Source organism: Streptococcus pseudopneumoniae (assembly GCF_001074565.1).
Taxonomy (GTDB): Bacteria; Bacillota; Bacilli; order Lactobacillales; family Streptococcaceae; genus Streptococcus; species Streptococcus pseudopneumoniae_J.
This window is the reverse complement of the sequence record NZ_JUQX01000001.1, coordinates 20,761-47,266: the sequence shown is the minus strand read 5'-3', so window position 1 is coordinate 47,266 and position 26,506 is coordinate 20,761. Positions and strand designations below refer to the sequence as shown.

Genomic DNA, 26,506 nt, shown 5'->3' with positions numbered 1-26,506 from the left:
TATTCTTTTCGAATAAAGTAGAAAAGGGGGTATAAATGTTTTTAGCCAGAGATGAAAAAGGAAGCTTAGTCAATGCCTTGGAGGATAAATTAGTTAAACAAAGCTATACTTGTCCAGCTTGTGGAGCTTTGGTTCGATTAAGAAAAGGGAAGAACCTACGGACGCATTTTGCCCATGTATCGCTCAAACAGTGTGATTTTTACTACGAAAATGAGAGTCTAGAGCATCTGGAAAATAAGGTTGCCCTTTTTAATTGGGCGATGAAAAATGACAAGGCCGAGCTTGAATGTCCCATTCCTCAACTAAAACAAATTGCAGATATTTTAGTCAATAAACAGCTTGCCTTAGAAGTTCAGTGTAGTCCTATTTCTCGTCAACTTTTGGAGGAAAGAAGCTTGGGCTATCGAAAAAAATGGCTACCAAGTACTTTGGCTAGTCGGTCAAAAACTTTGGTTAAAGGAACGTTTGACTCAGCTCCAAAGAGACTTGCTTTCCTTTAGTCAAAATATGGGCTTTCATCTATGGGAATTAGATCAGCAAAGGGACATACTACGCTTGAAATACATGATCCATCAAGATTTAAAGGGGAATCTTTATTATCAAATAAGGGAGTTTCCTTATGGGCAAGGCAATCTCATAGAGATTTTACGGCTTCCCTATCAGAAGCAAAGAATAGCAAGTATGGATGTATCACAAGATGAAACAATTTGCGCCTATATTCGCCAACAACTCTATTATAAAAATCCTTACTGGATGAAGAAGCAGGAGGAAGCTTATTATCAAGGAGACAATCTATTAAACCATCAACTGGACGACTGGTATCCTCAGGTCAGACCGATAGAGTCAGGTGATTTTTTGCAGATTGAAACGGATTTGACTAGCTATTATAGAAATTTTCAGGCTTACTATCAAAAAAATCCGAAAAATAATCGCCAAAAGCTCTATCCACCAGCCTTTTATCACTTATATTTCTCAAAAAATGTGGTAAAATAGAAAGGATGGAGGAATCTTATGGTATTACAACGACATGAAATAAATGAAAAAGATACATGGGATCTTTCAACAATCTACCCAACAGACCAGGCTTGGGAAGAAGCCTTGAAAGATTTAACTGAAAAAGTACAAACAGCATCTCAGTATGAGGGGCATCTCCTGGATAGCGCAGACAGTTTGCTTGAGATTACAGAATTCTCACTTGACTTGGAACGCCAAGTTGAAAAGCTTTATGTCTATGCGCATATGAAAAATGACCAGGACACACGTGAAGCCAAGTATCAAGAGTACTATGCTAAGGCAATGACCCTATACAGTCAGTTAGAACAAGCCTTTTCATTCTATGAACCTGAGTTTATGGAGATTAGCGAAGAACAGTATGCGGCCTTCCTAGAAGCTCAACCAAAACTCCAAGTTTACAAGCACTTTTTTGACAAGCTCTTGCAAAAGAAAGACCATGTTCTTTCGCAACGTGAGGAAGAATTGCTTGCTGGAGCAGGAGAAATCTTTGGTTCTGCTAGTGAAACCTTCGCTATTTTGGACAATGCGGATATTAGCTTCCCATACGTGCTTGATGACGAAGGCAATGAAGTGCAACTCTCACACGGTACTTACATCCGTTTGATGGAGTCTAAAAACCGTGAAGTGCGTCGTGGTGCCTATGAAGCCCTTTATGCGACATACGAGCAATTTCAACACACTTATGCTAAGACTTTGCAGACAAATGTTAAGGTGCAAAACTACCGAGCAAAAGTTCGCAACTATAAGAGTGCTCGCCATGCAGCCCTTGCAGCAAACTTTGTTCCAGAAAGTGTCTATGATAATCTAGTAGCAGCAGTTCGCAAGCATTTGCCACTCTTGCATCGTTACCTAGAACTTCGTTCTAAAATCTTGGGGATTTCCGACCTCAAGATGTACGATGTCTACACACCGCTTTCGTCAGTAGATTATAGCTTTACCTACGAAGAAGCCTTGAAAAAGGCAGAAGAGGCCTTGGCGGTTTTAGGTGACGACTACTTGAGCCGTGTCAAACGTGCCTTCAGTGAGCGTTGGATTGATGTCTATGAAAACCAAGGCAAGCGTTCTGGTGCCTACTCTGGTGGTTCTTATGATACCAATGCCTTTATGCTTCTCAACTGGCAGGACAATCTAGACAATCTTTTTACCCTTGTCCATGAGACAGGTCACAGTATGCACTCCAGCTATACTCGTGAAACCCAACCTTATGTTTACGGAGATTATTCTATCTTCTTGGCTGAGATTGCCTCAACGACTAACGAAAATATCTTGACAGAGAAATTGTTGGAAGAAGTAGAAGACGATGCGACTCGTTTTGCAATTCTCAATAACTTCCTAGACGGTTTCCGTGGAACAGTCTTCCGTCAAACTCAATTCGCTGAGTTTGAACATGCCATCCACCAAGCAGATCAAAATGGAGAAGTCTTGACAAGTGATTTCCTCAATAAGCTCTACGCTGACCTGAACCAAGAGTACTATGGACTCAGCAAGGAAGACAATCCTCAGATCCAATACGAGTGGGCACGCATTCCACATTTCTACTATAACTACTATGTTTATCAGTATTCAACTGGTTTTGCAGCTGCTTCAGCCTTGGCTGAGAAGATTGTCCATGGAAGTCAAGAAGATCGTGACCGCTATATCGACTACCTCAAGGCAGGTAAGTCAGACTATCCGCTCAATGTCATGAGAAAAGCGGGCGTCGATATGGAGAAGGAAGACTACCTCAACGATGCCTTTGCAGTCTTTGAACGCCGTTTGAATGAGTTTGAAGCCCTTGTTGAAAAATTGGGACTAGCTTAAGATGGTAGAGTCTTACAGTAAAAATGCCAATCACAATATGCGACGTCCCGTCGTCAAGGAAGAAATCGTAGAACTCATGCGCCAGCGTCAAAAGCAGGTGACAGGTTCCTTGAAAGAATTGGAGACCTTCGCTCGCAAGGAAAATATTCCCATCATTCCCCATGAAACGGTCGCGTATTTTCGATTTCTCATGGAGACCATACAGCCCAAGAACATTTTGGAAATTGGGACAGCTATTGGCTTTTCTGCCCTCTTGATGGCAGAACATGCGCCAGATGCAAAGATTACAACCATTGACCGTAATCCTGAGATGATCGGTTTTGCCAAGGAGAACTTTGCCAAGTTTGACAGTCGTAAGCAAATCACTCTTTTAGAGGGAGATGCAGTAGATGTTTTATCTACTCTGACAGAAACTTATGACTTTGTCTTTATGGATTCGGCCAAGTCCAAGTATATCGTCTTTCTGCCTGAAATCCTTAAACATTTGGAAGTCGGTGGAGTAGTGGTCTTGGATGATATTTTTCAAGGAGGAGATGTTGCCAAGGACATCATGGAAGTCCGCCGAGGTCAACGAACCATTTACCGTGGTTTGCAAAGACTTTTCGATGCAACTTTGGACAATCCAGATCTAACAGCAACTCTAGTTCCGCTTGGAGACGGCATTCTCATGCTACGAAAGAATCTAGCAGAAGTAGAGCTTCCTGAGAGCGAATGATTTTCAGAAAAATTTAAGAAATTATAGTAAAATAGATAAGGTAACACTTACCGTAAAAGGAGTAAACATGAAGAAAAAACTTATGGCAGGAGCCATCACACTTTTATCAGTAGCAACACTTGCAGCTTGTTCAAACAGTTCTGAAGGAAAAGATTTGATCAGCATGAAGGGCGATGTGATTACAGAGCATCAATTCTTTGAAGAAGTAAAGAACAATCCAACTGCACAACAAGTCTTGCTCAATATGACCATCCAAAAAGTATTTGAACAACAATATGGGTCGGAGGTAACGGATAAAGATGTGGATGATGCCGTTGCTGAAGAACAAAAGAAATACGGCGATAGCTACAACAGCGTGCTTCAACGTGCAGGTATGACACCTGAGACTCGTAAAGCTCAAATCCGTACCAGCAAATTGGTTGAATTAGCGGTTAAGAAGGCTGCAGAGAGCGAGTTGACAGACGAAGCCTACCAAAAAGCTTTTGAGTCTTACACACCAGATGTAACAGCTCAAATCATCCGTTTGGATAATGAAGACAAGGCAAAAGAAGTACTTGAGAAAGCTAAAGCAGAAGGTGCAGATTTTGCTCAGTTGGCAAAAGACAACTCTAATGACGATAAAACAAAAGAAAATGGTGGAGAAATCACTTTTGACTCTGCTTCAACAGAACTTCCAGAACAAGTCAAGAAAGCAGCCTTTGCCTTGGATGTGAACGGGGTTTCTGATGTGATTACAGCTACTGGAACACAAGCCTATAGCAGTCAGTTCTACATCATCAAAGTAACGAAGAAAACAGAAAAATCTTCTAATATAGAGGATTACAAAGAAAAATTGAAGACTATCATCTTGACTCAAAAACAAAATGATTCAGCTTTTGTTCAAGGAGTAATTGGTAAAGAATTGCAAGCAGCAAACATCAAGGTTAAAGACCAATCATTCCAAAACATCTTCACCCAATACATCGGTGGTGGTGACTCAAGCTCAAGCAGCAGTTCTTCATCTAACTAAGTAAGCAAAAAACAAATCTCAAAAGAGATTTGTTTTTTTATACCTGATACTAGAAAATGAGTAAAATTCGAAGGATTAAAGGATAAGAGTTTTTTTCTTTCTGAAAAAGTGGTATAATAGCAATCAAAACTAGAAAATAAAACGGAATTGGGAACAGAAGCGTCTGTTCCTATTAGAGTGGTGAAATATGAAAATTAGTAAAAGGCACCTACTAAACTATTCCATTTTGATTCCTTATTTCCTTTTATCGATTTTGGGACTGATTGTGGTGTACTCGACAACGAGTGCAACCTTGATCGAAGAAGGGAAAAGCGCCTTTCAATTGGTGCGTAACCAGGGGATCTTCTGGATAGCTAGTTTGATTTTGATTGCCTTAATCTATAAATTAAAATTAGGTTTCCTAAGAAATGGGCGTCTCATCTTTATCGTAATGATTGTGGAGATGGTTCTTTTAGCTCTGGCGCGACTGGTCGGGACACCTGTCAATGGAGCATACGGATGGATTTCTGTAGGACCTGTAACGATTCAGCCTGCAGAGTACCTTAAGATTATCATCATCTGGTACCTGGCACATCGATTTTCAAAACAACAAGATGAGATTGCGGTTTATGACTTCCAGGTTTTGACACAGAATCAGTGGCTACCTCGAGCTTTTAACGACTGGCGTTTTGTTCTGCTAGTTCTGATTGGTAGCTTGGGAATTTTCCCAGACTTGGGAAATGCGACCATCTTGGTCTTGGTGGCGCTCATCATGTATACGGTTAGTGGGATCGCCTATCGTTGGTTCTCGACCATTTTGGCTCTCTTGGCAGGGAGCTCAATGTTAGTCTTGTCTGTCATTCGCTTTGTTGGGGTTGAAAAGTTCTCTCAAATTCCTGTATTTGGTTACGTTGCTAAACGTTTTAGTGCCTTCTTTAATCCCTTTAATGACTTGGCAGGTGCAGGACACCAGCTCGCAAATTCCTACTATGCAATGGTAAATGGTGGCTGGTTTGGACTGGGACTGGGGAATTCTATCGAGAAGCGTGGTTATCTGCCAGAAGCCCATACGGATTTTGTCTTTTCGATTGTCATCGAGGAGTTTGGATTCGTAGGAGCTAGTATGATTTTGGCTTTACTCTTCTTCTTGATTTTGCGAATCATCTTGGTTGGTATTCGAGCAAAGGATCCCTTTAACTCCATGGTTGCTATTGGTGTCGGAGGAATGATCCTTGTTCAGGTCTTTGTCAATATTGGTGGGATTTCAGGGTTGATTCCTTCTACAGGGGTAACCTTCCCCTTCCTTTCACAAGGTGGGAACAGTCTATTGGTATTATCCGTAGCCATCGCGCTTGTACTGAATATTGATGCCAGTGAAAAACGTGCCAAACTTATCAGAGAATACGAGAATCAAACCGATGAAAATCTGTAAGGATTGAATGGAAAGGAAAGTATATGTCTCTTCAAAAATTAGAAAACTATAGTAATAAAGCAGTCGTCCAAGAAGAAGTCTTGATTCTGACTGAGCTATTAGAAGATATCACAAAAAATATGCTGGCGCCAGAAACCTTTGAAAAGATTATCCAGTTGAAGGAATTATCAACTAGCGAGAATTATCAAGGGCTCAATGACCTAGTGACCAGTCTTTCGAATGAAGAAATGATTTACATTTCACGCTATTTCTCAATCCTTCCACTTTTGATTAATATCTCTGAGGATGTGGATTTGGCCTATGAAATCAATCACCAAAACAATGTGGACCAAGACTATCTAGGAAAACTATCTACAACGATTAAGATGGTAGCTGAAAAAGAAAATGCAGCCGAAATTTTAGAAAAGTTAAATGTCGTTCCTGTCTTGACCGCTCATCCAACGCAAGTACAACGCAAGAGTATGCTGGACTTGACCAACCATATCCATACGCTTTTGCGCAAGTACCGTGATGTCAAACTTGGTTTGATTAATAAAGAAAAATGGCACACGGATCTCCGTCGTTATATTGAAATTATCATGCAAACGGACATGATTCGTGAGAAAAAATTGAAAGTAACCAACGAAATCACCAACGTGATGGAGTATTACCAAAGTTCTTTCCTGAATGCTGTTCCGCGTTTGACGGCTGAGTATAAAAAATTAGCTAAAGAACAAGGTATCGAGCTTGAGCATCCAAAACCAATTACTATGGGGATGTGGATTGGAGGAGACCGTGATGGAAATCCTTTCGTAACAGCGGAAACCCTCAATAAATCAGCCTTGACCCAGTGTGAAGTCATCATGAACTACTATGATGAAAAGATTTATAATCTTTACCGTGAATTTTCACTGTCAACCAGCATCGTGAATGTCAGCGACAAGGTTCGTGAGATGGCGCTGAAGTCACAAGATAACTCGATTTACCGTGAAAAAGAACTCTATCGTCGTGCCCTTTTTGATATCCAAGCTAAGATGCTGGCAACCAAGGCTTATTTGATTGAAGACAAGGATCTTCAACCTAGATATGCCACTGCAGATGAATTCTATCAAGATTTGTTGGCCATTCGCGACTCTCTCCTTGAGAACAAAGGAGAATACCTGATTTCAGGAGAATTTGTCGAGTTGATGCAAGCTGTCGAAATTTTTGGTTTCTACCTTGCTTCTATTGATATGCGCCAGGATTCTAGTGTTCACGAAGCCTGTGTGGCTGAATTGCTAGCATCAGCTGGTATTAACGACCATTATAGCGACCTTTCTGAAGACGAAAAATGTACCCTCCTCTTAAAAGAGTTGGAAGAAGATCCTCGTATCCTCTCAGCGACTCATGCTGAAAAGTCAGAACTGCTTGAAAAAGAACTCTCTATCTTTAAAGCTGCGCGCAAGTTGAAGGATAAACTGGGTGAAAACGTCATTCGTCAAACCATCATTTCTCACGCAACCAGTGTATCCGATATGTTAGAGCTAGCCATTATGCTTAAGGAAGTCGGCTTGGTGGATGCCCAAAAAGCCCGCGTTCAGATTGTTCCCCTCTTTGAAACAATCGAAGACTTGGATCACTCAGAAGAAACTATGAGAAGATATTTCTCTCTACCTTTGGCTAAAAAATGGATTGCTTCAAAAGATAACTATCAGGAAATCATGCTCGGCTACTCTGATAGTAACAAAGACGGTGGTTACCTGTCATCGTGTTGGACCCTCTATAAAGCGCAACAACAACTGACTGCTATTGGGGATGAATTTGGCGTTAAGGTTACTTTCTTCCATGGTCGTGGTGGTACTGTGGGTCGTGGTGGTGGACCAACTTATGAAGCCATCACATCTCAACCACTCAAGTCTATTAAGGACCGTATCCGTTTGACTGAGCAAGGAGAAGTGATTGGAAACAAATACGGAAACAAAGACGCTGCCTATTATAACCTTGAAATGCTAGTTTCTGCAGCCATTAACCGTATGATTACCAAGAAGAAGAGTGATACCAACACATCAAACCGTTACGAAGCTATCATGGACCAAGTAGTGGATCGCAGCTACGATATCTACCGTGACTTGGTCTTTGGAAATGAACATTTCTATGACTACTTCTTTGAATCAAGTCCAATCAAGGCTATTTCAAGCTTCAATATCGGTTCGCGTCCAGCAGCTCGTAAGACCATCACTGAAATCGGCGGTTTGCGTGCTATCCCTTGGGTTTTCTCATGGTCACAAAGCCGTGTCATGTTCCCTGGCTGGTACGGAGTGGGATCAAGCTTTAAAGAGTTTATTGATCAAGATCCAAAGAATATCGAGTTCCTTCGTGATATGTACCAAAACTGGCCTTTCTTCCAATCTCTTCTTTCCAATGTGGACATGGTCTTGTCTAAGTCTAATATGAATATTGCTTTTGAATATGCCAAGCTCTGTGAAGACGAAGAAGTACAAGCTATCTACTACACTATTTTAGATGAATGGCAGTTAACTAAGGACGTTATTTTAGCTATCGAAGGTTATGACGAACTCTTGGCAGAAAACTCTTACCTAAAAGACAGTCTAAACTATCGTATGCCTTACTTTAATATCCTGAACTACATCCAGTTGGAGTTGATAAAACGTCAACGTCGCGGCGAATTGTCAGCTGACGAAGAAAAACTGATCCATACAACTATTAACGGAATTGCAACTGGTTTGCGTAATTCAGGCTGATATTCTACAAACTTCCTCTTTTTTCAAGGGGAAGTTTTTGAATTGTTTAAAAAATTCTAAAAATAAGCTTGACAAGTAGTTGAAAAATGATATAATTTAAACATTCAGAAGGTAATCATGCTCATTTTTTAGAGAGTCTGTGGTTGGTGAAAGCAGATAGATGAAATTGATGAAAATTGGGCTGAATGTACTTAAGAATTTGAAATCATAAAAATTCGGTGAGCACACCTTACAGTGCAACTCGTTATTGCGAGAAAGAGCGATAGGGATATTCCCTATAATTGAGGTGGCACCGCGCATCGACGTCCTCACACAAGTTTTTTGTGTGAGGACTTTTTCTATTAGGAGGATGATGATGGAATTTAAACGATGGCATCGCTAGATGATGTGATTTAACAAGTTAAGGTAAAAGAATTAAGGAGAAAGAAAAATGAAAAATAAACGTTTGATTGGAATTGTCGCTGGATTAGCAGTATTGGTAGTGGCTAGCCTGATTTATTCATCTATGAACAAACCAGCAGCTAAGGAAGAGCAAAAGGTCGCTAAGGTTGGTGTCCTTCAATTTGTTAGTCACCCATCCTTGGACTTGATTTACCAAGGAATTCAAGATGGACTAGCTGAAGAAGGCTATAAGGACGATCAAGTAAAAATCGACTTTATGAACTCTGAAGGTGATCAGAGCAAGGTTGCAACCATGAGTAAACAATTGGTAGCAAATGGAAACGACGTTGTTGTTGGGATTGCGACACCAGCTGCTCAAGGACTTGCTAGTGCTACAAAAGACCTACCTGTTATCATGGCTGCTATTACAGACCCAATCGGTGCTAACTTGGTCAAGGATTTGAAAAAACCAGGTGGCAACATCACAGGGGTGTCAGACCACAACCCTGCTGAACAACAAGTAGAGTTGATAAAAACCCTCACACCAAATGTCAAAACAATCGGCGCTCTCTACTCAAGTAGCGAAGATAACTCAAAAACACAGGTAGAAGAATTCAAGGCTTATGCTGAAAAAGCAGGTTTGACAGTCGAAACATTTGCCGTTCCATCAACAAATGAAATTGCTTCAACAGTTAATGTCATGACAAGCAAGGTCGATGCGATTTGGGTTCCAATTGACAACACCATCGCATCAGCATTCTCAACAGTTGTTTCAAGCAACCAAACAGCTAAAAAGCCAATCTATCCAAGTGCTACTGCCATGGTAGAAGCAGGTGGATTAGCATCTGTAGTAGTTGACCAACACGATCTTGGAGTGGCTACTGGTAAAATGATTGCCAAAGTTTTGAAAGGTGAAAAACCAGCTGATACGCCAGTTAATGTCTTTTCAACTGGTAAGTCAGTGATTAACAAAAAACTAGCACAGGAACTTGGTATCACCATTCCTGAGTCCGTTCTAAAAGAAGCAGGACAAGTGATTGAATAAAGATAAAGGAGGAGCTGGACACATCTCCTCCCATTTTTACTAAAGAAAGAGATGAGTGAAAGATTATGATAGTATCCATTATTTCTCAGGGAATGGTGTGGGCGATTTTAGGTTTGGGAATCTTTATGACCTTTCGAATTCTAAATTTTCCTGATATGACAACTGAGGGCTCTTTTCCTCTAGGGGGAGCAGTAGCTGTAACCTTGATAACACAAGGGGTGAATCCATTTTTAGCGACCTTGGCTGCAGTAGGAGTGGGCTGCCTAGCTGGTATGGCAACAGGTCTCTTATACACCAAAGGTAAAATACCAACTCTCTTATCAGGGATTTTGGTCATGACTTCCTGCCATTCTATCATGCTCATGATTATGGGACGTGCCAATCTGGGCCTTCTTGGAAGCAAGCAAATTCAGGATGTTTTGCCTTTTGATTCGGACCTCAATCAACTCCTGACTGGATTTATCTTTGTTGCCCTTGTTATTGGTCTCATGCTCTTTTTTCTAGATACCAAACTAGGTCAGGCCTACATCGCTACAGGTGATAATCCGGATATGGCGCGTAGTTTTGGGATTCATACGGGACGCATGGAACTCATGGGTTTGGTTCTTTCAAATGGGATTATCGCGCTAGCAGGGGCATTAATTGCTCAACAAGAAGGATACGCAGATGTTTCTCGAGGAATTGGAGTGATTGTCGTAGGGCTTGCTAGCTTGATTATTGGTGAGGTTTTGTTCAAGAGTTTGACCTTGGCAGAGCGACTCATGACCATCGTTGTAGGTTCTATCGCTTATCAGTTCCTCGTATGGGGAGTGATTGCTCTTGGATTTAACACGAGCTATTTACGACTATATAGCGCTTTAATCTTGGCAGTTTGCCTTATGATTCCAACCTTCAAAAGCAAATACCTGAAAGGAGTCAAGTTTAGCAAATGACAGCAATTGTAGAATTAAAAAATGCTACCAAAGTCATCACGAATGGCTTTGACGAGGAAAAAATCATTCTAAATGATGTTTCTCTTGAAATTTTCGAACATGATTTCATTACTATCCTAGGTGGAAATGGAGCAGGGAAGTCAACGCTTTTTAACACTATTGCAGGTACCTTACCTTTAACAAGCGGAAGTATCCGTATAATGGGGGAGGATGTGACGCATTTTTCACCTGAGAAGCGGGCTAAGTACTTGTCTCGTGTCTTTCAGGATTCTAAGATGGGTACGGCTCCACGTATGACGGTGGCGGAAAATCTCTTGATTGCCAAGTTTCGAGGTGAGAAGAGAGGGCTCCTTCCTAGAAGGCTATCAAGCCATAGAGAGGAGTTTCAGGCTACCATTGAAAAAGTTGGAAATGGCCTTGAAAAACATCTGGACACTCCGATTGAATTTTTATCAGGTGGTCAACGTCAGGCCTTGAGTCTCTTGATGGCAACCTTAAAGCGCCCAGAGTTGCTCTTGTTGGATGAACACACAGCAGCTCTCGACCCAAAAACCAGTGTTGCATTGATGGAGTTAACAGATGAGTTTGTCAGCAAGGACCATCTGACAGCCCTCATGATTACACACCATATGGAAGACGCCCTCAAGTATGGAAATCGTCTCATCGTCATGAAAGAAGGTCGCATCATCCAAGACCTCAATAAAGAAGAAAAAGCAAAAATGAAGATTTCGGACTACTATCAATTATTTGAATAAAGTAGAGAATTTTTCGTCAAAAAATAGAGAAGAAAAACTTAGAAACATGGAAGTGTTTCTGAGTTTTTTATCTTCCCTTCCTATCAAGAAAAATAAGGCAAAGAGAATTACGGAAAGTGTATGAAATGGTTTACTTTTTTTCAGAAATAAGCTATACTAGATAACGTGAAACTATGATAAGATGGAGGTATTGTGTATGGTTGACAAGCAAGTCATTGAAGAAATCAAAAACAATGCCAACATTGTGGAAGTCATAGGTGACGTGATTTCTTTACAAAAGGCTGGACGGAACTATTTAGGGCTCTGTCCTTTTCATGGTGAAAAGACCCCCTCTTTCAACGTTGTGGAAGACAAGCAATTTTACCATTGTTTTGGTTGTGGGCGCTCAGGAGATGTTTTTAAGTTCATCGAAGAATACCAAGGTGTGTCCTTTATGGAAGCCGTTCAGCTCTTAGGAGAGCGCGTCGGTATTCAACTGGCTATGCCTGTCCAGTCTCGTCCTCAACAAGCTCCCCCCCATCAAGCTCTATATGATATGCATGAAGAAGCTGCACGCTTTTACCATGCCATCCTCATGACGACAAAGATGGGAGAAGAAGCAAGGGCTTATCTCTACAAACGCGGATTGACAGATGATGTTCTGAAGCATTTCCAGATTGGACTGGCTCCAGCAGAGAGAACCTATCTCTATCAACGTTTGGCTAACAAGTTTGAAGAAAAGGATTTATTGGATTCGGGCTTGTTTTATCTGTCAGATGACAATCAATTTTATGATACTTTTTTTGGACGGATCATCTTTCCTTTGACCAATGACAAGGGGCAGGTCATTGCCTTTTCAGGTCGTATTTGGCAAGAAACGGATAATCAGACTGCCAAATATAAAAATAGTCGCTCGACTGCAATTTTTAACAAGAGTTACGAATTGTATCATTTGGACAAGGCAAAGAAGGGAACAGGTAAGATTACAGAGCTCTATCTGATGGAAGGCTTCATGGATGTGATCGCAGCCTACCGTGCTGGTATAGAAAATGCTGTAGCTTCCATGGGAACAGCCTTAAGCAAGGAGCATGTTGATCACCTCAAACGCTTTACCAAAAAAATTGTTCTCAGCTATGATGGCGACAAGGCAGGGCAGGCAGCAACAGCCAAGGCTTTAGAGGAGTTAAAAGATTTCTCAGTGGAAGTTGTTCGGGTACCTGATGCCATGGACCCAGATGAGTATTTGCAAAAGAATTCTGCTGAAGACCTGGCTTACCTTTTAACCAAGACACGTATCAGTCCCATAGAGTTCTATATTCACCAACTCAAACCTGAGAATAGTGATAACTTGCAAGCGCAAATCGAGTTCATTGAAAAGATTGCGCCCTTAATCGCCAAAGAAAAGTCTATCACTGCCCAGAATTCATACATCCACATTCTGGCGGATAACCTACCTTCCTTTGATTACCAGCAAGTAGAACAGATTGTAAATGAAAGTCGGATTGTTCAAAGACAGGAGAGAGTCAAGGAGCAAGCTACACCAGTAGCGATTAGTTTGCCTGTGACGCGGCAACTGACAGCAGTTATGAGAGCAGAGGCTCATCTCCTTTATAGGATGGCTGAGAATCCAGTTGTGTTAAATGACTATCGATTAAGAGAAGATTTTTTCTTTGATACCCCAGAATTTCAGATTCTTTACGAATTATTAAGTGTAGAGGGAGAAATCGGATCAGAGGAACTGTCTCATCAGACTCCTGAGGTTGAAAATGCCTGGTACCATGTTCTTGGTCTAGATTTGCCAACAGAGATGTCGCCTCAAGAACTTTCTGAAGTCGAAGAGACTCGTAACCGTGCCCTCCTCAGCAAGGACAATTTAAGGATTAAAAAGAAAGTGCAGGAAGCTAGTCATCTAGGAGATACAGACACAGCCTTGGAAGAATTGCAACGATTGATTTCCCAAAAGAGAAGAATGGAGTAATAATGGCAACAAAACAAAAAGAAGTAACCACATTTGATGTGCAAGTAGCAGACTTTATCCGTAACCACAAAAAAACAGGAACAGCAACAGACGATGAAATCAACTCAAGTCTGGTGATTCCTTTTAGTTTAGATGCAGACGGTATTGAAGACCTTTTGCAACGGATTCAGGATGCTGGTATTTCTATCACGGATAACGAAGGGAATCCAAGTGCACGTGTCCTTAGTACAGAAGAAGAGCCAGAACTCAGTGATGAGGATTTGATTGGCTCTACCTCTGCCAAGGTTAATGACCCTGTCCGTATGTATTTGAAGGAAATTGGGGTTGTTCCTCTCTTGACCAATGAAGAAGAAAAAGAATTGGCTCTAGCTGTTGAAGCTGGTGATATCGAAGCCAAACAACGTCTTGCAGAAGCCAACCTTCGTTTGGTAGTTTCGATTGCTAAGCGATACGTAGGTCGTGGTATGCAGTTTCTTGACTTAATCCAAGAAGGAAACATGGGCTTGATGAAAGCCGTAGACAAATTTGACTATTCAAAAGGATTTAAGTTTTCTACGTATGCAACTTGGTGGATTCGTCAGGCAATCACTCGTGCTATTGCCGATCAAGCTCGTACCATCCGTATCCCTGTTCACATGGTTGAAACTATCAATAAATTGGTTCGTGAACAGCGTAACCTCCTTCAAGAATTGGGACAAGATCCGACACCTGAACAAATCGCTGAGCGTATGGATATGACACCTGACAAGGTCCGTGAAATCTTGAAAATCGCCCAAGAACCAGTATCACTTGAAACACCGATCGGTGAAGAGGACGATAGCCATCTTGGGGATTTTATCGAAGATGAAGTGATTGAAAATCCAGTAGACTACACAACTCGCATCGTCTTGCGCGAGCAGTTGGATGAAGTCTTGGATACTCTCACAGACCGTGAAGAAAACGTCTTGCGCTTGCGTTTTGGTTTGGACGATGGAAAAATGCGCACTCTTGAAGATGTTGGCAAAGTCTTTAACGTGACTCGTGAGCGTATCCGTCAGATCGAGGCCAAGGCTTTGAGAAAATTGCGCCAACCAAGTCGCAGCAAACCCCTTCGTGATTTTATTGAAGATTAGAGTGAGGATGAACATGGCTTATACAGAAGAGCAAATTGAAACGATTAAAACACGCATTTTAAATGCCTTGGAAGAAGTCATCGACCCTGAGTTGGGGATTGATATTGTCAACCTAGGTTTGATTTATGAAATTCGTTTTGATGGTGAAACAGGTCACACGGAAATTGATATGACCTTGACAACTATGGGTTGCCCACTGGCTGACCTCTTAACAGACCAGATACACGATGCGATGACAGAGGTGCCTGAGGTAACTAATACCGAAGTCAAATTGGTCTGGTATCCAGCCTGGACGGTTGAAAAAATGAGTCGCTATGCGCGTATCGCCCTAGGAATTAAGTAATCGATTGGAAAATTACGAGAGACGATTGGAAAAGAGAGGGGCTCCTCCATTTTCCTCTGGTCTCTTCTTCCTTTTACTGATTTTCTTGAAATAAAATGGTATAATGAGTAATATGGAAAACAAAAAATTGCGTATTAATATGCTAAGTTCAAGTGAAAAAGTGGCTGGTCAAGGAGTGTCAGGAGCCTACCGTGAATTGGTGAGTCTCCTTCATCGTGATGCCAAAGATCAGTTGATTGTTACGGAGAATCTTCCTGTAGAGGCAGACGTAACCCACTTTCACACCATTGATTTCCCTTATTATTTATCCACATTTCAAAAGAAACGCTCTGGGAGAAAAGTTGGCTATGTGCATTTCTTGCCTGAGACACTCGAAGGGAGTTTGAAAATTCCATTTTTCCTAAAAGGAATTGTCAAACGCTATGTTTTTTCCTTTTACAATCGGATGGAACACTTGGTGGTGGTCAATCCCATGTTTATCGAGGATCTAGTTGCTGCGGGTATTCCACGAGAAAAAATAACTTATATTCCCAATTTTGTAAACAAAGAAAAATGGCATCCATTACCAGCTGAACAAGTTGCACAACTTCGTGAAGAAATGGATCTCGCAAAAGATCAGTTTGTCGTGGTTGGTGCGGGCCAGGTTCAGAAACGAAAAGGGATAAATGATTTTATCCGTCTTGCTGAAGAATTGCCAGAAATTACCTTTATCTGGGCTGGTGGTTTTTCATTTGGTGGAATAACAGATGGTTATGAACGCTATAAGAAGATTATGGACAATCCACCTAAAAATCTAATTTTCCCAGGTATTGTGTCACCGGAGAGGATGCGGGAACTGTATGCTTTAGCTGATTTGTTCTTACTACCTAGCTATAATGAACTATTCCCTATGACCATCTTAGAGGCAGCTAGTTGCGAGGCTCCTATTATGTTAAGGGATTTGGACCTGTATAAGGTCATTCTTGAGGGAGATTATCGTGCTACAAGTGATGTCTCTGAGATGAGAGAAGCAATCCTAGAATATAAAGAAAATCCTGAAGCGTTGAAAGAATTGAAAGAAAAAGCTAAAAGGATATCCAAGCAGTATTCAGAAGAGCGTTTACTGGGAATTTGGTTAAAATTTTATCGGGAACAGGCTGCTCTAGGTAAAAAGTGAGGTAATCTATGCGAATTGGTTTATTTACAGACACCTATTTTCCTCAGGTTTCCGGGGTTGCGACCAGTATTCGAACCTTGAAGACAGAGCTTGAGAAGCAAGGCCATGCAGTTTTTATCTTTACAACAACAGATAAAGATGTGAACCGCTACGAGGATTGGCAAATTATTCGAATTCCAAGTGTCCCTTTCTTTGCATTTAAAGATCGACGATTTGCCTATAGAGGTTTTACAAAGGCACTTGAAATCGCCAAGCAGTATCAACTCGATATCATTCATACCCAGACAGAATTTTCACTTGGATTATTAGGGATTTGGATTGCACGAGAATTGAGAATTCCTGTTATCCATACTTACCATACCCAGTACGAAGACTATGTGCATTATATTGCTAAGGGAATGTTGATTCGTCCAAGTATGGTAAAATATCTGGTACGTGGTTTCCTTCGTGATGTAGATGGAGTAATCTGCCCTAGTGAGATTGTTCGGGACCTTTTATCTAAATACAAAGTGAAGGTTGAAAAACGTGTCATTCCAACCGGAATTGAGCTAGCTAAGTTTGAACGACCTGAGATTAAAGAGGAAAACTTACAAGAACTTCGTTCGAAGTTAGGTATTCAGGAAGACGAGAAAATGCTACTGAGCCTTTCGCGTATTTCTTATGAGAAGAATATCCAAGCAGTCCTAGATGCTTTTGCTGAAGTATTGAAAGAAGAAGATAAGGTGAAGCTGGTCGTTGCTGGAGACGGTCCTTATCTGGACAGTCTGAAAGAGCAAGCAGTGAAATTAAACCTGCAAAAACATGTGATTTTTACAGGTATGATTGCTCCAAGCGAGACAGCCTTATACTATAAGGCTGCAGATTTCTTCATCTCTGCCTCTACGAGTGAAACTCAGGGCTTAACCTATCTAGAAAGTCTAGCCAGTGGAACGCCTGTTATCGCTCATGGCAACCCCTATCTTGATAACCTGATCAGTGATAAAATGTTTGGTACCCTCTACTATGGAGAACGAGAGCTTGCAGGAGCCATCCTTGAAGCCTTAATCGCTACTCCGTATATGTCTGAACAAAAGTTGGCGGATAAGTTGTACGAAATTTCGGCTGAGAACTTTGGGAAACGAGTACATGAGTTTTACCTTGATGCCATTATCTCAAATAACTTTGAACATGAATTACATGATGGGAAACCTGCCAGTCAGCGCTTTTTGAAAACGATTTTATATCTACCCCAACAGGCTGTTACAAGTCCAGTAAAAGAGTCTAAGCGTATTTTACGGGCTTCTCGGAAGCAATTATCCAGCATCAGAGATTATTGGAAAGATGAATTCAAATAATAGAATAAGAGGAAAATACTATGAAAAAATTAATGCGAAGTGGAAAAAACCAAATAATTGGTGGAGTCTGTGCAGGAGTTGCCCATTATTTTGATATTGACCCAACAATTGTTCGTGTTGTTTGGGGTGTTCTTGCATTTTGTTATGGAGCAGGAATCCTTGCTTACATCATTTTATGGGTGGTTGCACCGGTTTCGACAGACTATTAAATTAGAATTATATAGAAAAAGGAGAAGTTATGGCTTTTGGAGATAATGGTAACCGTAAAAAAACAATGTTTGAAAAGGTGACACTTGTTGTCGTGCTCATCATGTTGTTTGTGACCCTTGCTGGTATCTTTGCAACGGCGCTTGGAGCTTTTAGCAGATTCTAAGCAAGTTGTTTAGACAGAAACAATAACTAATGACTGGGATTTCCCAGCCTTTTTAAAGCGAGAAAAAATATGAGTATGTTTTTAGATACAGCCAAGATCAAAGTCAAGGCTGGTAATGGTGGTGATGGCATGGTTGCCTTTCGCCGTGAAAAATATGTCCCTAATGGCGGACCTTGGGGTGGTGATGGTGGACGTGGAGGGAACGTCGTTTTCGTAGTAGACGAAGGCTTGCGTACCTTGATGGATTTCCGCTATAACCGTCATTTCAAGGCCGAATCCGGTGAAAAAGGGATGACCAAAGGAATGCATGGACGTGGTGCAGAAGACCTTCGTGTTCGCGTACCCCAAGGAACGACTATACGTGATGCTGAGACTGGAAAAGTCATTACAGACTTGATTGAGCATGGCCAAGAGTTTATCGTGGCACATGGCGGTCGAGGTGGTCGTGGAAATATACGCTTTTCAACACCAAAAAATCCTGCACCTGAAATCTCTGAGAACGGAGAACCGGGTCAGGAACGTGAGTTGCAACTGGAATTAAAGATCTTGGCGGATGTCGGTTTGGTAGGTTTCCCTTCGGTCGGGAAATCAACTTTGCTTAGTGTTATTACTTCAGCCAAACCAAAGATTGGTGCCTACCACTTCACAACTATTGTCCCTAACCTAGGGATGGTCCGTACACAGTCAGGTGAATCTTTTGCCGTAGCAGATCTTCCAGGTTTGATTGAGGGGGCTAGTCAAGGTGTTGGCTTGGGAACTCAGTTTCTTCGACATATTGAACGCACTCGAGTTATCCTTCATATCATCGATATGTCGGCTAGCGAAGGGCGTGATCCTTATGAGGACTACCTTGCTATCAATAAGGAATTAGAATCCTACAACCTTCGTCTGATGGAGCGTCCGCAGATCATCGTGGCCAACAAGATGGACATGCCCGAAAGTCAGGAAAATCTTGAAACCTTCAAGAAGAAATTGGCAGCAAATTACGACGAGTTTGAAGAACTACCAGCCATCTTCCCTATTTCTGGTTTAACCAAGCAAGGGTTGGCACCCCTTTTGGATGCGACAGCTGAATTGTTAGATAAAACTCCTGAATTCTTGCTCTATGATGAGTCTGATATGGAGGAAGAGGTTTACTACGGCTTTGACGAGGAAGAAAAAGCCTTTGAAATTAGCCGCGACGATGATGCGACATGGGTACTTTCTGGTGAGAAACTCATGAAACTCTTTAATATGACCAACTTTGACCGTGATGAGTCAGTCATGAAGTTTGCTCGTCAGTTACGTGGTATGGGGGTTGACGAAGCCCTTCGTGCGCGTGGAGCTAAGGATGGAGACTTGGTACGAATCGGCAAGTTTGAGTTTGAATTTGTAGACTAGGAGATTGATATGGGAGATAAACCGATATCATTCCGAGATGCAGATGGAAATTTTGTTTCTGCAGCAGACGTATGGAATGAAAAGAAACTAGAAGAATTGTTTAATCGTCTCAATCCCAAACGTGCCCTTCGATTGGCACGTATGAAGAAAGAAGAAACACTTTCAAATGAATAAAAGAATCCCGTGATTTTCAATCACGGGATTTGTTTTATTCGCTAAAGAAAAATGGTGGGGCATATTTTTTAAGATTTTCAAAACATGCTTGAGCTTTTGTAGCATCTTCACAGATGATCATGCAGACATCGTCTCCGCATAGTGTAGCAACAACTTCGTTGAAATCTAGGGCATCAATGACAGCTCCAAAAGACTGAGCCAAACCTGGAAGAGTCTTTAGAATGACTTGGTGTTGGACAGGACGTAACATGACAAGAGCATCTTCCATATAGTTTTCCAAACGTTTCTCCCATTTAGAAATAGAACCAGTATTTAGTACATAGTAGGACTGATCTTCTTCCCGAACTTTCGAAAGGTTCATAGTCTTGATATCACGAGATAAGGTTGCTTGTGTGACTTGGATATCATTCTCAGCTAGCAAGGTTTGTAATTCTGCTTGGGTATGAATTTTATTTTTTGAAACGAGGGCGCGGATAAGTTGGTGTCGATGTTCTGATTTGTTCATAAAGTAAGTACTCCTTTTAAAAGGTACAGTAAGCGTGGACTGAACGAAAACGTCAGTCGGGTGGTAGGCGGTATTGTCACGTATGATGATGTCAAAGTCAGTAGTATAAAGAACTAGACGGAGAGATTCTCCATCTTTTAACTTGTCACTAGTTGGGTGCAGATAAACTGGGTATCAATCCGTTCATAACCATTGATGTTCTTTAATGACAGTAAATCATTCAATTAGGTTAGCATTTTGTCACGGCTTGTTGTGAATTTACTCTAAATGTCAATTCACAGAGATTTTCCAACATGTGGTCTAGTAGCGTGTATGATAAATGGTTACACATGTTGGTTAGAGGAAGTATCTTTTGTCCAAGGTTCATCTAGAGGCTTATAAAAAGCTCTTATTTGAACTGGATTTGATACGAAGTTTATGTTTAGTTGGACTGTTCAAGTGGAAATCCTTGGTTATAGGAAGTTCAATGGATAATTTGACTGCCTTTTCCTTGGAATATTTCCATATTGAAAGTCTGGGATGTTATACCTTTTGACATGGTAGAATGAGAGTAGACTGTTCAAGATCGACAGTCAGGTGATAGTCTGTATTATCTCGAATTGTAATCTCAAAGTCAGTCGTGTAGAGAACCAAACGGAGAGAATCTCCTTTTTTTAACTTGTAAATAGTTGGTTGCAGTTCAAATTGCAGCTCCATCCATTCATCCGTAGTGATATCCTCTACTAAGAGTAAATCTTTTCTATTTTGAAGATTGAGGTAGCCTTTAGTGATGACACGTTGGGCACTTGGATTGAATGGCAGTTCGCAGAGATTTTCAAGCATGTGGTAGCGACCGTTGTCAATGGTTCTAGCGCTTAAAACAGCTGGATAAGGCTGTAGATATTTCTTTTGCCCAAGTTCGAGCAGTTGGGCTGATAAGAGCCCCTTGTTTGTACTTGATTTGACACGAAGTTTCAGCTCGACTCGACCATTTAAATGAATGTCTTGACTTACTGGAATGTCAATGGTGATCTGATTGGCTTTTCCTTGGTAAAGTTCTGTGTTGAAGGTCTGGTAAGTCTTGCCATAACGCTCAAAATCTTCTTGTTCATAGTGGTTCTGAATCACTTTTTCTTCAGTTCCAAGAGAGAAGGTATGCAGTTCATCTTGCTTGCCAAAGTCATCAAGACTCTGCCATGTTTGCGGTTCGGTATTGTCCTGCCAGATAACAGTCGGAAGTTGATAGTCTGTTGCAAGTCCTAACAATTTCTTACTCAACAAGGCATTCATGGACTCGCGGAAGTCAATGGACTGCCAGTTATTCATATAAACGTGGGCACCATGATGGAAAAAGAGGTGCTTATTGATATGAGCTGGAAGAGCATGAAACATCTGGTAAACATGAAGTGGTTTGACGTTCCAATCCTGAGAACCATGCGTAAAGACTACCTCAGCTTTAACCTTGTGGGCATTGAGTAGATAGTTGCGGTCATGCCAAAACTGATTGTAGTCACCAGTCTTGCGATCTAATTGTTCTTTTACCTTTTCTAAATCCGCTTTGTGGGCCTCATTAGCACGGATATAGTCACCGGCTAAGAGATTGCGGGAGTAGGTCAATTCAGCAAGTGAGTCAAAATCCTCACCTGGATAACCTCCAGGACTGGTTACCAGACCATTTTCACGATAGTAGTTGTACCAAGAAGAAATTCCTGCTTCTGCGATAATCACTTCTAAGCCATCAACACCAGTGGTCGCAAGTCCATTGGACATGGTCCCTAGATAGGAAATTCCTGTCGTTGCGACTTTACCGTTTGACCAGTCAGCCTTGACTTGACGTTTGCGTGTGTGATCCGTGAAAGCACGGCAACGACCATTAAGCCAGTCAATCACATTTTTATAGGCTTCAATCTGCTGGTAGTCACCGTTAGTCATCAGACCTTGGGAATCCTTGGTGCCAACACCAGACACATAAAGATTGGCAAATCCTCTTGGGAGGAAGTAATCGTTGAGAGTGTATGAGCTATTGATGTGAGTTAGCTTTTCTTCTGACTCAGAGACGAGTTCGGCTTGACCAAGAGGCTCGACAAAATCAACCTCAGGCTTCTCAAGTTCAATAATATGGGCAGGTTTGACCTCCAAGTCTCCTTCCATCTTGTAGAGAGCCTTGTCGCTGGCTTTGTCGTTGGTCCCTTGGTGATAAGGACTTGCAGTCATAAGAGCAGGGATTTGTCCATCATAGCGAGGACGAATAACGCTGACTTTGACTAAATCAGGGAGTCTGTCTTTATCAGTATCCACACGACTCTCTACATAAACAACTTCACGAATGACATCGTGACTAGAAAAGGTTGCCAAGCTCTTACCGTTAAAGTAGTGGTAGTGATTGTCTTCTGCAATAAGTCCATCACCAACAAGCTGGTCGATGAGTGTATTTCCCTTTTTGGTTCGAGTGTTGAGCAAATGGTAGAGATTTTCAATCAAATCTCCATAAATAATAGGAAATCCAGTTTCTTTACGGAATTGTTCAGCATCCTCAAAATCAATAAGATAATTGAAGCCTAAAAGTTGAAAAACTACGGTATAGAAAATATCAGCTGTCAGCTCTTTATCAGACTGAAAGAAGGTTAGTAGATCCGTTTCTCTATCTGCAGCTAGGGTAGATAGAGCATAATCGGTATTAGTATAAGTGAAGAAACTCCAACGAATGAAGTCTTCAAACTGTCTTTTTATAGGCAGTTTAGATGATAGCTTCAAGCCAAGACTCTCTAATTCATCTAATAGTTGAGAACGAGGAGTGGGCAAGTAGCTGATTTGATTAAAACGCATGGCGCTCTCCTTTGAAGTGATAAATTTATTATATCAAAAAAAGAGGAAAAATGGAATAAATAAACTCAATTGAAATAAATTTTAAAAATAGGAATGAACTTTAAGCAAGTTATTATAAAATATTGAATAAATCTTCTAATTAAAAGCCACCTTAAAGATATTTATATGTAAATTTGCATAAGGGATATTATTTCAATATTCGTCACTTAGCATAAAAACGTCCAAAATTACTATTAAAAATATTATAAGATATAGATATTTTATTCTTCTTAATTTTCATTTTCAAGAAACATAAAGGATGAACAGTTAAAAAAATTCAAAGAGGTTTTGAAAGAAAGAGTCTAAGCCAGTTCATTATGGAACTTAAAATGGTATAATAGTACTATATTTAAAGCAAGGAGGAGATGGAATGATTGCACAGCTCGATACCAAGACTGTTTACAGTTTTATGGAAAGTGTGGTTTCGATTGAAAAATATGTACAAACGGCTAAAGAGTACGGCTATTCTCACCTTGCTATCATGGATGTGGATAATCTCTATGGGGCTTATCATTTTTTAGAGGTGACTCGAAAATATGGAATCCAACCTTTAATTGGTCTTGAAATGACCTTGATTATAGACGAAAAGGCGATCTCTTTCCGTTTTCTAGCTCTATCTACTAAAGGGTATCAAGAGTTGATGAAGTTATCCACTTTAAAAATGACTGGACGAAAAAATTGGTCTGACTTTACCAGTCACCTTGAGGATGTTGCTGTTATTGTTCTTTATTTTGATGGAATCGATCAGCTGGATTTGGGTCATGATTATTTTATTGGGGTTAGTCCCGATACTCCTCAAGAAGTCTTTACGAAACCTATTCTTCCCTTCTATCAGGTTAACTCTTTTGAGAAAGAAGATCTACAGGTTTTGCAGATTTTGTCGGCAGTTAAGGATAATGTCAGTCTGAGAGAAGTGGATGTGCATTCACAGCAAGGGATCTTTCTACCAGCCTCAGACTTAGAAGCAAGATTTAAAAATCGCTTTCCTCAGGCACTTGCCAATCTTCAAGATTTGATAGAGAATGTTAGCTACCAACTTGATCCAAGCTTAAAACTCCCTCGCTTTAATCCTGAAAGGCCTGCAGTAGAAGAACTTAGAGAGAGGGCTGAGCAAGGCTTGATAGCCAAGGGGTTAACCTCAGTTCTTTATCAAGAGCGGCTAAATGAAGAGTTGGCTGTTATTCATGATATGGGCTTTGATGACTATTTTCTAGTTGTTTGGGATTTGTTGCGTTTTGGACGTTCCCAAGGCTACTATATGGGAATGGGGCGCGGTTCTGCTGTGGGTAGTTTGGTCGCCTACTCACTTGACATCACAGGGATTGATCCGGTTGAGAAGAACTTGATTTTCGAGCGCTTTTTAAATCGTGAGCGGTACACCATGCCTGATATTGATATTGACATTCCTGACCTTTATAGACCAGAGTTCATTCGTTATGTTCGTGATCGGTATGGCAGTCAACATGTGGCGCAGATTGTCACTTATTCGACCTTTGGAGCCAAACAGGCAACTCGTGATGTTTTCAAACGTTATGGCGTTCCAGAGTACGAATTAACAAATATTACGAAAAAAATCAGTTTCCGAGATACGCTAACGACGGCCTATGAAAAGAATTTGCAATTTAGACAGGTCATCAATAGCAAGATTGAATACCAAAAAGCTTTTGAGATTGCTCGTAAGATCGAAGGTTATCCTCGTCAAACCTCTATCCATGCGGCTGGAGTCGTTATGAGTGACCAAGACTTGACGGACTACATTCCGCTAAAATATGGTGAGGATATGCTGATCACCCAGTATGATGCTCATGGTGTTGAAGCCAATGGACTTCTAAAAATGGATTTCCTCGGTTTACGTAACCTGACTTTCGTCCAAAAAATGCAGGAATTGCTTGCGGAGTCAGAGGGTGTTCATCTAAAAATCGAAGAGATTGATCTGGAAGACAGTGAAACTTTAGCCCTCTTTGCAGCTGGAAATACGAAAGGTATTTTCCAATTTGAACAACCAGGCGCCATTCGACTCTTGAAACGGGTCAAACCACAAGTCTTCGAAGAAGTGGTAGCAACGACATCCCTCAATAGACCAGGTGCTAGTGATTATATCGATAACTTTGTAGCTCGAAAGCATGGCAAAGAAAAGGTGACAGTGCTGGATCCTGCCTTGGAAGACATTCTGTCATCAACCTATGGTATTATGCTCTATCAGGAGCAAGTCATGCAGGTAGCTCAGCGCTTTGGAGGCTTCAGCCTTGGTAAAGCCGATATTCTCAGACGAGCCATGGGTAAGAAAAATGCTAAAGAGATGCATTTGATGAAGGAAGATTTTATCACTGGTGCAGTCAAACTCGGTCATTCGGAAGAAAAAGCTAATCAAGTATTTGCCGTGATGGAAAAGTTTGCAGGCTATGGGTTTAATAGATCCCACGCCTATGCCTACTCAGCACTGGCATTCCAACTTGCTTATTTTAAAACTCATTATCCTGCTATTTTCTTTCAAGTCATGTTGAATTATTCGAGCAGTGATTACATTGTAGATGCTCTGCAGATGGGATTTGATGTAGCGCCTTTAGCCATTAACAGCATTCCCTATCATGATAAAATCACCCAGAAGACAATCTATCTTGGTTTGAAAGCCATTAAAGGGATGCCAAGAGATTTTTCTTATTGGGTTATTGAAAACCGTCCCTTCTCAAGTATTGAAGATTTCGTCTCACGTCTGCCTAAGAATTACAAGAAACTATCGCTTTTGTCTCCTTTGGTTGAACTGGGGCTCTTTGATTATTTTGACAAGAACCGCCAGAAAATCCTAGTGAACCTTCCCAACCTATTTGTTTTTGTTGAGGAGTTGGGTGGTCTCTTTGCAGATGCAAGCTATAGTTGGACTGAGGCGGATGATTTTACGGAAGCAGAGAAATTTTACAAGGAGCAGGAACTAATCGGGGTTGGTATCAGTGCTCATCCTTTACAAACACTTGCAAAACAAGCCCTTTATCCGACAACGCCCATTGCTACTCTCACTGAAGGGAGTCATGTAACCCTTCTAGTTGAAGTGCAAAAAATAAAAGTCATTCGAACTAAGAAAGGCGAGAGTATGGCCTTTCTACAGGTTCATGACAGTAAGTCTAGACTGGATGTGACTGTATTTTCAGATCAGTATCGAAGATTCGCTTCCATCTTATCTGAAGGGAAATTCTACTACATCAATGGCAAAGTTCAATCCCGAGATGGTCGTCTGCAAATGATTGCACAAGATTTGAAAGAAGCAGTGGCGGAACGATTCTGGATTCAAGTTAAAAACCACGACAAGGATAAAGAAATTTCTACCATCTTAGAACAACATAAAGGCTCTATTCCTGTTATTATCAGGTATGTTGAGGAAGAAAAGACAATTGTTTCCTCCCAACATTTTGTAAAAAAAGACCTAGTTTTACAGGAAAAATTAGAGGGAATTGTTATGAAAACGATTTATCGCTAAAAATACGGAAAATAGAAGAATTTTCCAATTAAATGTGGTATAATCAGTAAGAATGTTAAAAGAAAAAGGAGCAT

20 protein-coding genes, 1 pseudogene and 1 other annotated feature are annotated in these 26,506 nt (G+C 41.0%); of the genes and pseudogenes, 19 read left to right on the top strand and 2 right to left on the bottom strand.

Annotated elements, in window-relative coordinates:
* Positions 1 to 35: 35 nt before the first annotated feature.
* The 18 genes and pseudogenes from ADI74_RS00205 to ADI74_RS00120 all read left to right on the top strand — a co-directional run bounded on the left by ADI74_RS00205 (position 36) and on the right by ADI74_RS00120 (position 19,611).
* Positions 36 to 993 (top strand): annotated as a pseudogene (locus ADI74_RS00205) (competence protein CoiA).
* An 18-nt stretch (positions 994 to 1,011) separates the two neighbouring features.
* A complete protein-coding gene (gene pepF, locus ADI74_RS00200) occupies positions 1,012 to 2,814 on the top strand; it encodes an oligoendopeptidase F (RefSeq protein WP_049536256.1) in 1,803 nt (600 codons plus the stop codon).
* A 1-nt stretch (position 2,815) separates the two neighbouring features.
* Entirely contained in the window at positions 2,816 to 3,529 is a 714-nt protein-coding gene (locus ADI74_RS00195; RefSeq protein WP_080980315.1) for an O-methyltransferase, read from the top strand.
* A gap of 67 nt (positions 3,530 to 3,596) precedes the next feature.
* On the top strand, positions 3,597 to 4,538 hold the full coding sequence (prsA, locus tag ADI74_RS00190) for a peptidylprolyl isomerase PrsA (RefSeq protein WP_000728082.1): 942 nt from the start codon (positions 3,597 to 3,599) through the stop codon (positions 4,536 to 4,538).
* Between the two features lie 187 nt (positions 4,539 to 4,725).
* Positions 4,726 to 5,949 carry a cell division peptidoglycan polymerase FtsW gene (gene ftsW / locus ADI74_RS00185; protein WP_000703342.1) on the top strand — a complete coding sequence of 408 codons (1,224 nt, stop codon included), beginning with the start codon at positions 4,726 to 4,728 and terminating at the stop codon, positions 5,947 to 5,949.
* A 23-nt stretch (positions 5,950 to 5,972) separates the two neighbouring features.
* The gene (gene ppc / locus ADI74_RS00180; RefSeq protein WP_049536255.1) at positions 5,973 to 8,669 is read left to right on the top strand and encodes a phosphoenolpyruvate carboxylase; all 2,697 of its coding nucleotides are present in this window, start codon (positions 5,973 to 5,975) and stop codon (positions 8,667 to 8,669) included.
* 96 nt (positions 8,670 to 8,765) lie between these two features.
* Positions 8,766 to 8,982, top strand: a binding site (T-box leader).
* Between the two features lie 117 nt (positions 8,983 to 9,099).
* Entirely contained in the window at positions 9,100 to 10,095 is a 996-nt protein-coding gene (trpX, locus tag ADI74_RS00175) for a tryptophan ABC transporter substrate-binding protein (protein WP_000792183.1), read from the top strand.
* Positions 10,096 to 10,160: 65 nt separating this feature from the next.
* Entirely contained in the window at positions 10,161 to 11,027 is an 867-nt protein-coding gene (locus ADI74_RS00170) for an ABC transporter permease (protein ID WP_049536253.1), read from the top strand.
* Positions 11,024 to 11,782 (top strand): ABC transporter ATP-binding protein, encoded by a 759-nt coding sequence (locus tag ADI74_RS00165; protein ID WP_049536251.1) that lies wholly within the window; start codon positions 11,024 to 11,026, stop codon positions 11,780 to 11,782. Before ADI74_RS00170 ends, ADI74_RS00165 begins: the two co-directional genes overlap by 4 nt.
* A 196-nt stretch (positions 11,783 to 11,978) precedes the next feature.
* Positions 11,979 to 13,739: a DNA primase gene (gene dnaG / locus ADI74_RS00160; RefSeq protein WP_049536249.1), complete on the top strand. Its 1,761-nt coding sequence runs from the start codon at positions 11,979 to 11,981 to the stop codon at positions 13,737 to 13,739.
* A gap of 2 nt (positions 13,740 to 13,741) precedes the next feature.
* Complete coding sequence (gene rpoD, locus ADI74_RS00155; protein WP_049536247.1) at positions 13,742 to 14,851, top strand: RNA polymerase sigma factor RpoD; 1,110 nt, start codon at positions 13,742 to 13,744, stop codon at positions 14,849 to 14,851.
* A 13-nt stretch (positions 14,852 to 14,864) separates the two neighbouring features.
* A complete protein-coding gene (locus tag ADI74_RS00150) occupies positions 14,865 to 15,194 on the top strand; it encodes a metal-sulfur cluster assembly factor (RefSeq protein ID WP_000331932.1) in 330 nt (109 codons plus the stop codon).
* 112 nt (positions 15,195 to 15,306) lie between these two features.
* Positions 15,307 to 16,350: a glycosyltransferase family 4 protein gene (locus ADI74_RS00145; protein ID WP_049536245.1), complete on the top strand. Its 1,044-nt coding sequence runs from the start codon at positions 15,307 to 15,309 to the stop codon at positions 16,348 to 16,350.
* An 8-nt stretch (positions 16,351 to 16,358) separates the two neighbouring features.
* A complete protein-coding gene (locus ADI74_RS00140; protein ID WP_049536244.1) occupies positions 16,359 to 17,684 on the top strand; it encodes a glycosyltransferase family 4 protein in 1,326 nt (441 codons plus the stop codon).
* Positions 17,685 to 17,704: 20 nt separating this feature from the next.
* Positions 17,705 to 17,893: a PspC domain-containing protein gene (locus ADI74_RS00135; RefSeq protein WP_000735791.1), complete on the top strand. Its 189-nt coding sequence runs from the start codon at positions 17,705 to 17,707 to the stop codon at positions 17,891 to 17,893.
* Positions 17,894 to 17,922: 29 nt separating this feature from the next.
* Entirely contained in the window at positions 17,923 to 18,057 is a 135-nt protein-coding gene (locus ADI74_RS00130; RefSeq protein ID WP_000863864.1) for a DUF4044 domain-containing protein, read from the top strand.
* A gap of 69 nt (positions 18,058 to 18,126) precedes the next feature.
* A complete protein-coding gene (gene obgE / locus ADI74_RS00125; RefSeq protein WP_049536242.1) occupies positions 18,127 to 19,437 on the top strand; it encodes a GTPase ObgE in 1,311 nt (436 codons plus the stop codon).
* Positions 19,438 to 19,446: 9 nt separating this feature from the next.
* A complete protein-coding gene (locus ADI74_RS00120; protein WP_000502575.1) occupies positions 19,447 to 19,611 on the top strand; it encodes a hypothetical protein in 165 nt (54 codons plus the stop codon).
* A gap of 34 nt (positions 19,612 to 19,645) precedes the next feature.
* On the opposite strand, the gene ADI74_RS00115 is transcribed toward ADI74_RS00120, so the two are convergent.
* Positions 19,646 to 20,116 carry an arginine repressor gene (locus tag ADI74_RS00115; RefSeq protein ID WP_049536241.1) on the bottom strand — a complete coding sequence of 157 codons (471 nt, stop codon included), beginning with the start codon at positions 20,114 to 20,116 and terminating at the stop codon, positions 19,646 to 19,648.
* Positions 20,117 to 20,638: 522 nt separating this feature from the next.
* Positions 20,639 to 22,921, bottom strand: coding sequence for a Xaa-Pro dipeptidyl-peptidase (locus ADI74_RS00110; RefSeq protein WP_049536239.1), 2,283 nt, complete (start codon positions 22,919 to 22,921; stop codon positions 20,639 to 20,641).
* Positions 22,922 to 23,330: 409 nt separating this feature from the next.
* Here ADI74_RS00110 and ADI74_RS00105 point away from each other — a divergent pair, with 409 nt between their 5' ends.
* A complete protein-coding gene (locus ADI74_RS00105; protein ID WP_049536237.1) occupies positions 23,331 to 26,432 on the top strand; it encodes a DNA polymerase III subunit alpha in 3,102 nt (1,033 codons plus the stop codon).
* Positions 26,433 to 26,506 lie beyond the last annotated feature (74 nt).

Bases quoted from the DNA above. Each gene is read 5' to 3' on its own strand.
- ADI74_RS00120 (WP_000502575.1), top strand. From the start codon at position 19,447: ATGGGAGATAAACCGATATCATTCCGAGATGCAGATGGAAATTTTGTT.
- ftsW (WP_000703342.1), top strand. From the start codon at position 4,726: ATGAAAATTAGTAAAAGGCACCTACTAAACTATTCCATTTTGATTCCT.
- ADI74_RS00150 (WP_000331932.1), top strand. From the start codon at position 14,865: ATGGCTTATACAGAAGAGCAAATTGAAACGATTAAAACACGCATTTTA.
- ADI74_RS00135 (WP_000735791.1), top strand. From the start codon at position 17,705: ATGAAAAAATTAATGCGAAGTGGAAAAAACCAAATAATTGGTGGAGTC.
- ADI74_RS00165 (WP_049536251.1), top strand. From the start codon at position 11,024: ATGACAGCAATTGTAGAATTAAAAAATGCTACCAAAGTCATCACGAAT.
- trpX (WP_000792183.1), top strand. From the start codon at position 9,100: ATGAAAAATAAACGTTTGATTGGAATTGTCGCTGGATTAGCAGTATTG.
- ADI74_RS00195 (WP_080980315.1), top strand. From the start codon at position 2,816: ATGGTAGAGTCTTACAGTAAAAATGCCAATCACAATATGCGACGTCCC.
- pepF (WP_049536256.1), top strand. From the start codon at position 1,012: ATGGTATTACAACGACATGAAATAAATGAAAAAGATACATGGGATCTT.
- ppc (WP_049536255.1), top strand. From the start codon at position 5,973: ATGTCTCTTCAAAAATTAGAAAACTATAGTAATAAAGCAGTCGTCCAA.
- ADI74_RS00110 (WP_049536239.1), bottom strand. From the start codon at position 22,921: ATGCGTTTTAATCAAATCAGCTACTTGCCCACTCCTCGTTCTCAACTA.
- dnaG (WP_049536249.1), top strand. From the start codon at position 11,979: ATGGTTGACAAGCAAGTCATTGAAGAAATCAAAAACAATGCCAACATT.
- ADI74_RS00105 (WP_049536237.1), top strand. From the start codon at position 23,331: ATGATTGCACAGCTCGATACCAAGACTGTTTACAGTTTTATGGAAAGT.
- ADI74_RS00140 (WP_049536244.1), top strand. From the start codon at position 16,359: ATGCGAATTGGTTTATTTACAGACACCTATTTTCCTCAGGTTTCCGGG.
- ADI74_RS00170 (WP_049536253.1), top strand. From the start codon at position 10,161: ATGATAGTATCCATTATTTCTCAGGGAATGGTGTGGGCGATTTTAGGT.
- ADI74_RS00145 (WP_049536245.1), top strand. From the start codon at position 15,307: ATGGAAAACAAAAAATTGCGTATTAATATGCTAAGTTCAAGTGAAAAA.
- rpoD (WP_049536247.1), top strand. From the start codon at position 13,742: ATGGCAACAAAACAAAAAGAAGTAACCACATTTGATGTGCAAGTAGCA.
- prsA (WP_000728082.1), top strand. From the start codon at position 3,597: ATGAAGAAAAAACTTATGGCAGGAGCCATCACACTTTTATCAGTAGCA.
- obgE (WP_049536242.1), top strand. From the start codon at position 18,127: ATGAGTATGTTTTTAGATACAGCCAAGATCAAAGTCAAGGCTGGTAAT.
- ADI74_RS00130 (WP_000863864.1), top strand. From the start codon at position 17,923: ATGGCTTTTGGAGATAATGGTAACCGTAAAAAAACAATGTTTGAAAAG.
- ADI74_RS00115 (WP_049536241.1), bottom strand. From the start codon at position 20,116: ATGAACAAATCAGAACATCGACACCAACTTATCCGCGCCCTCGTTTCA.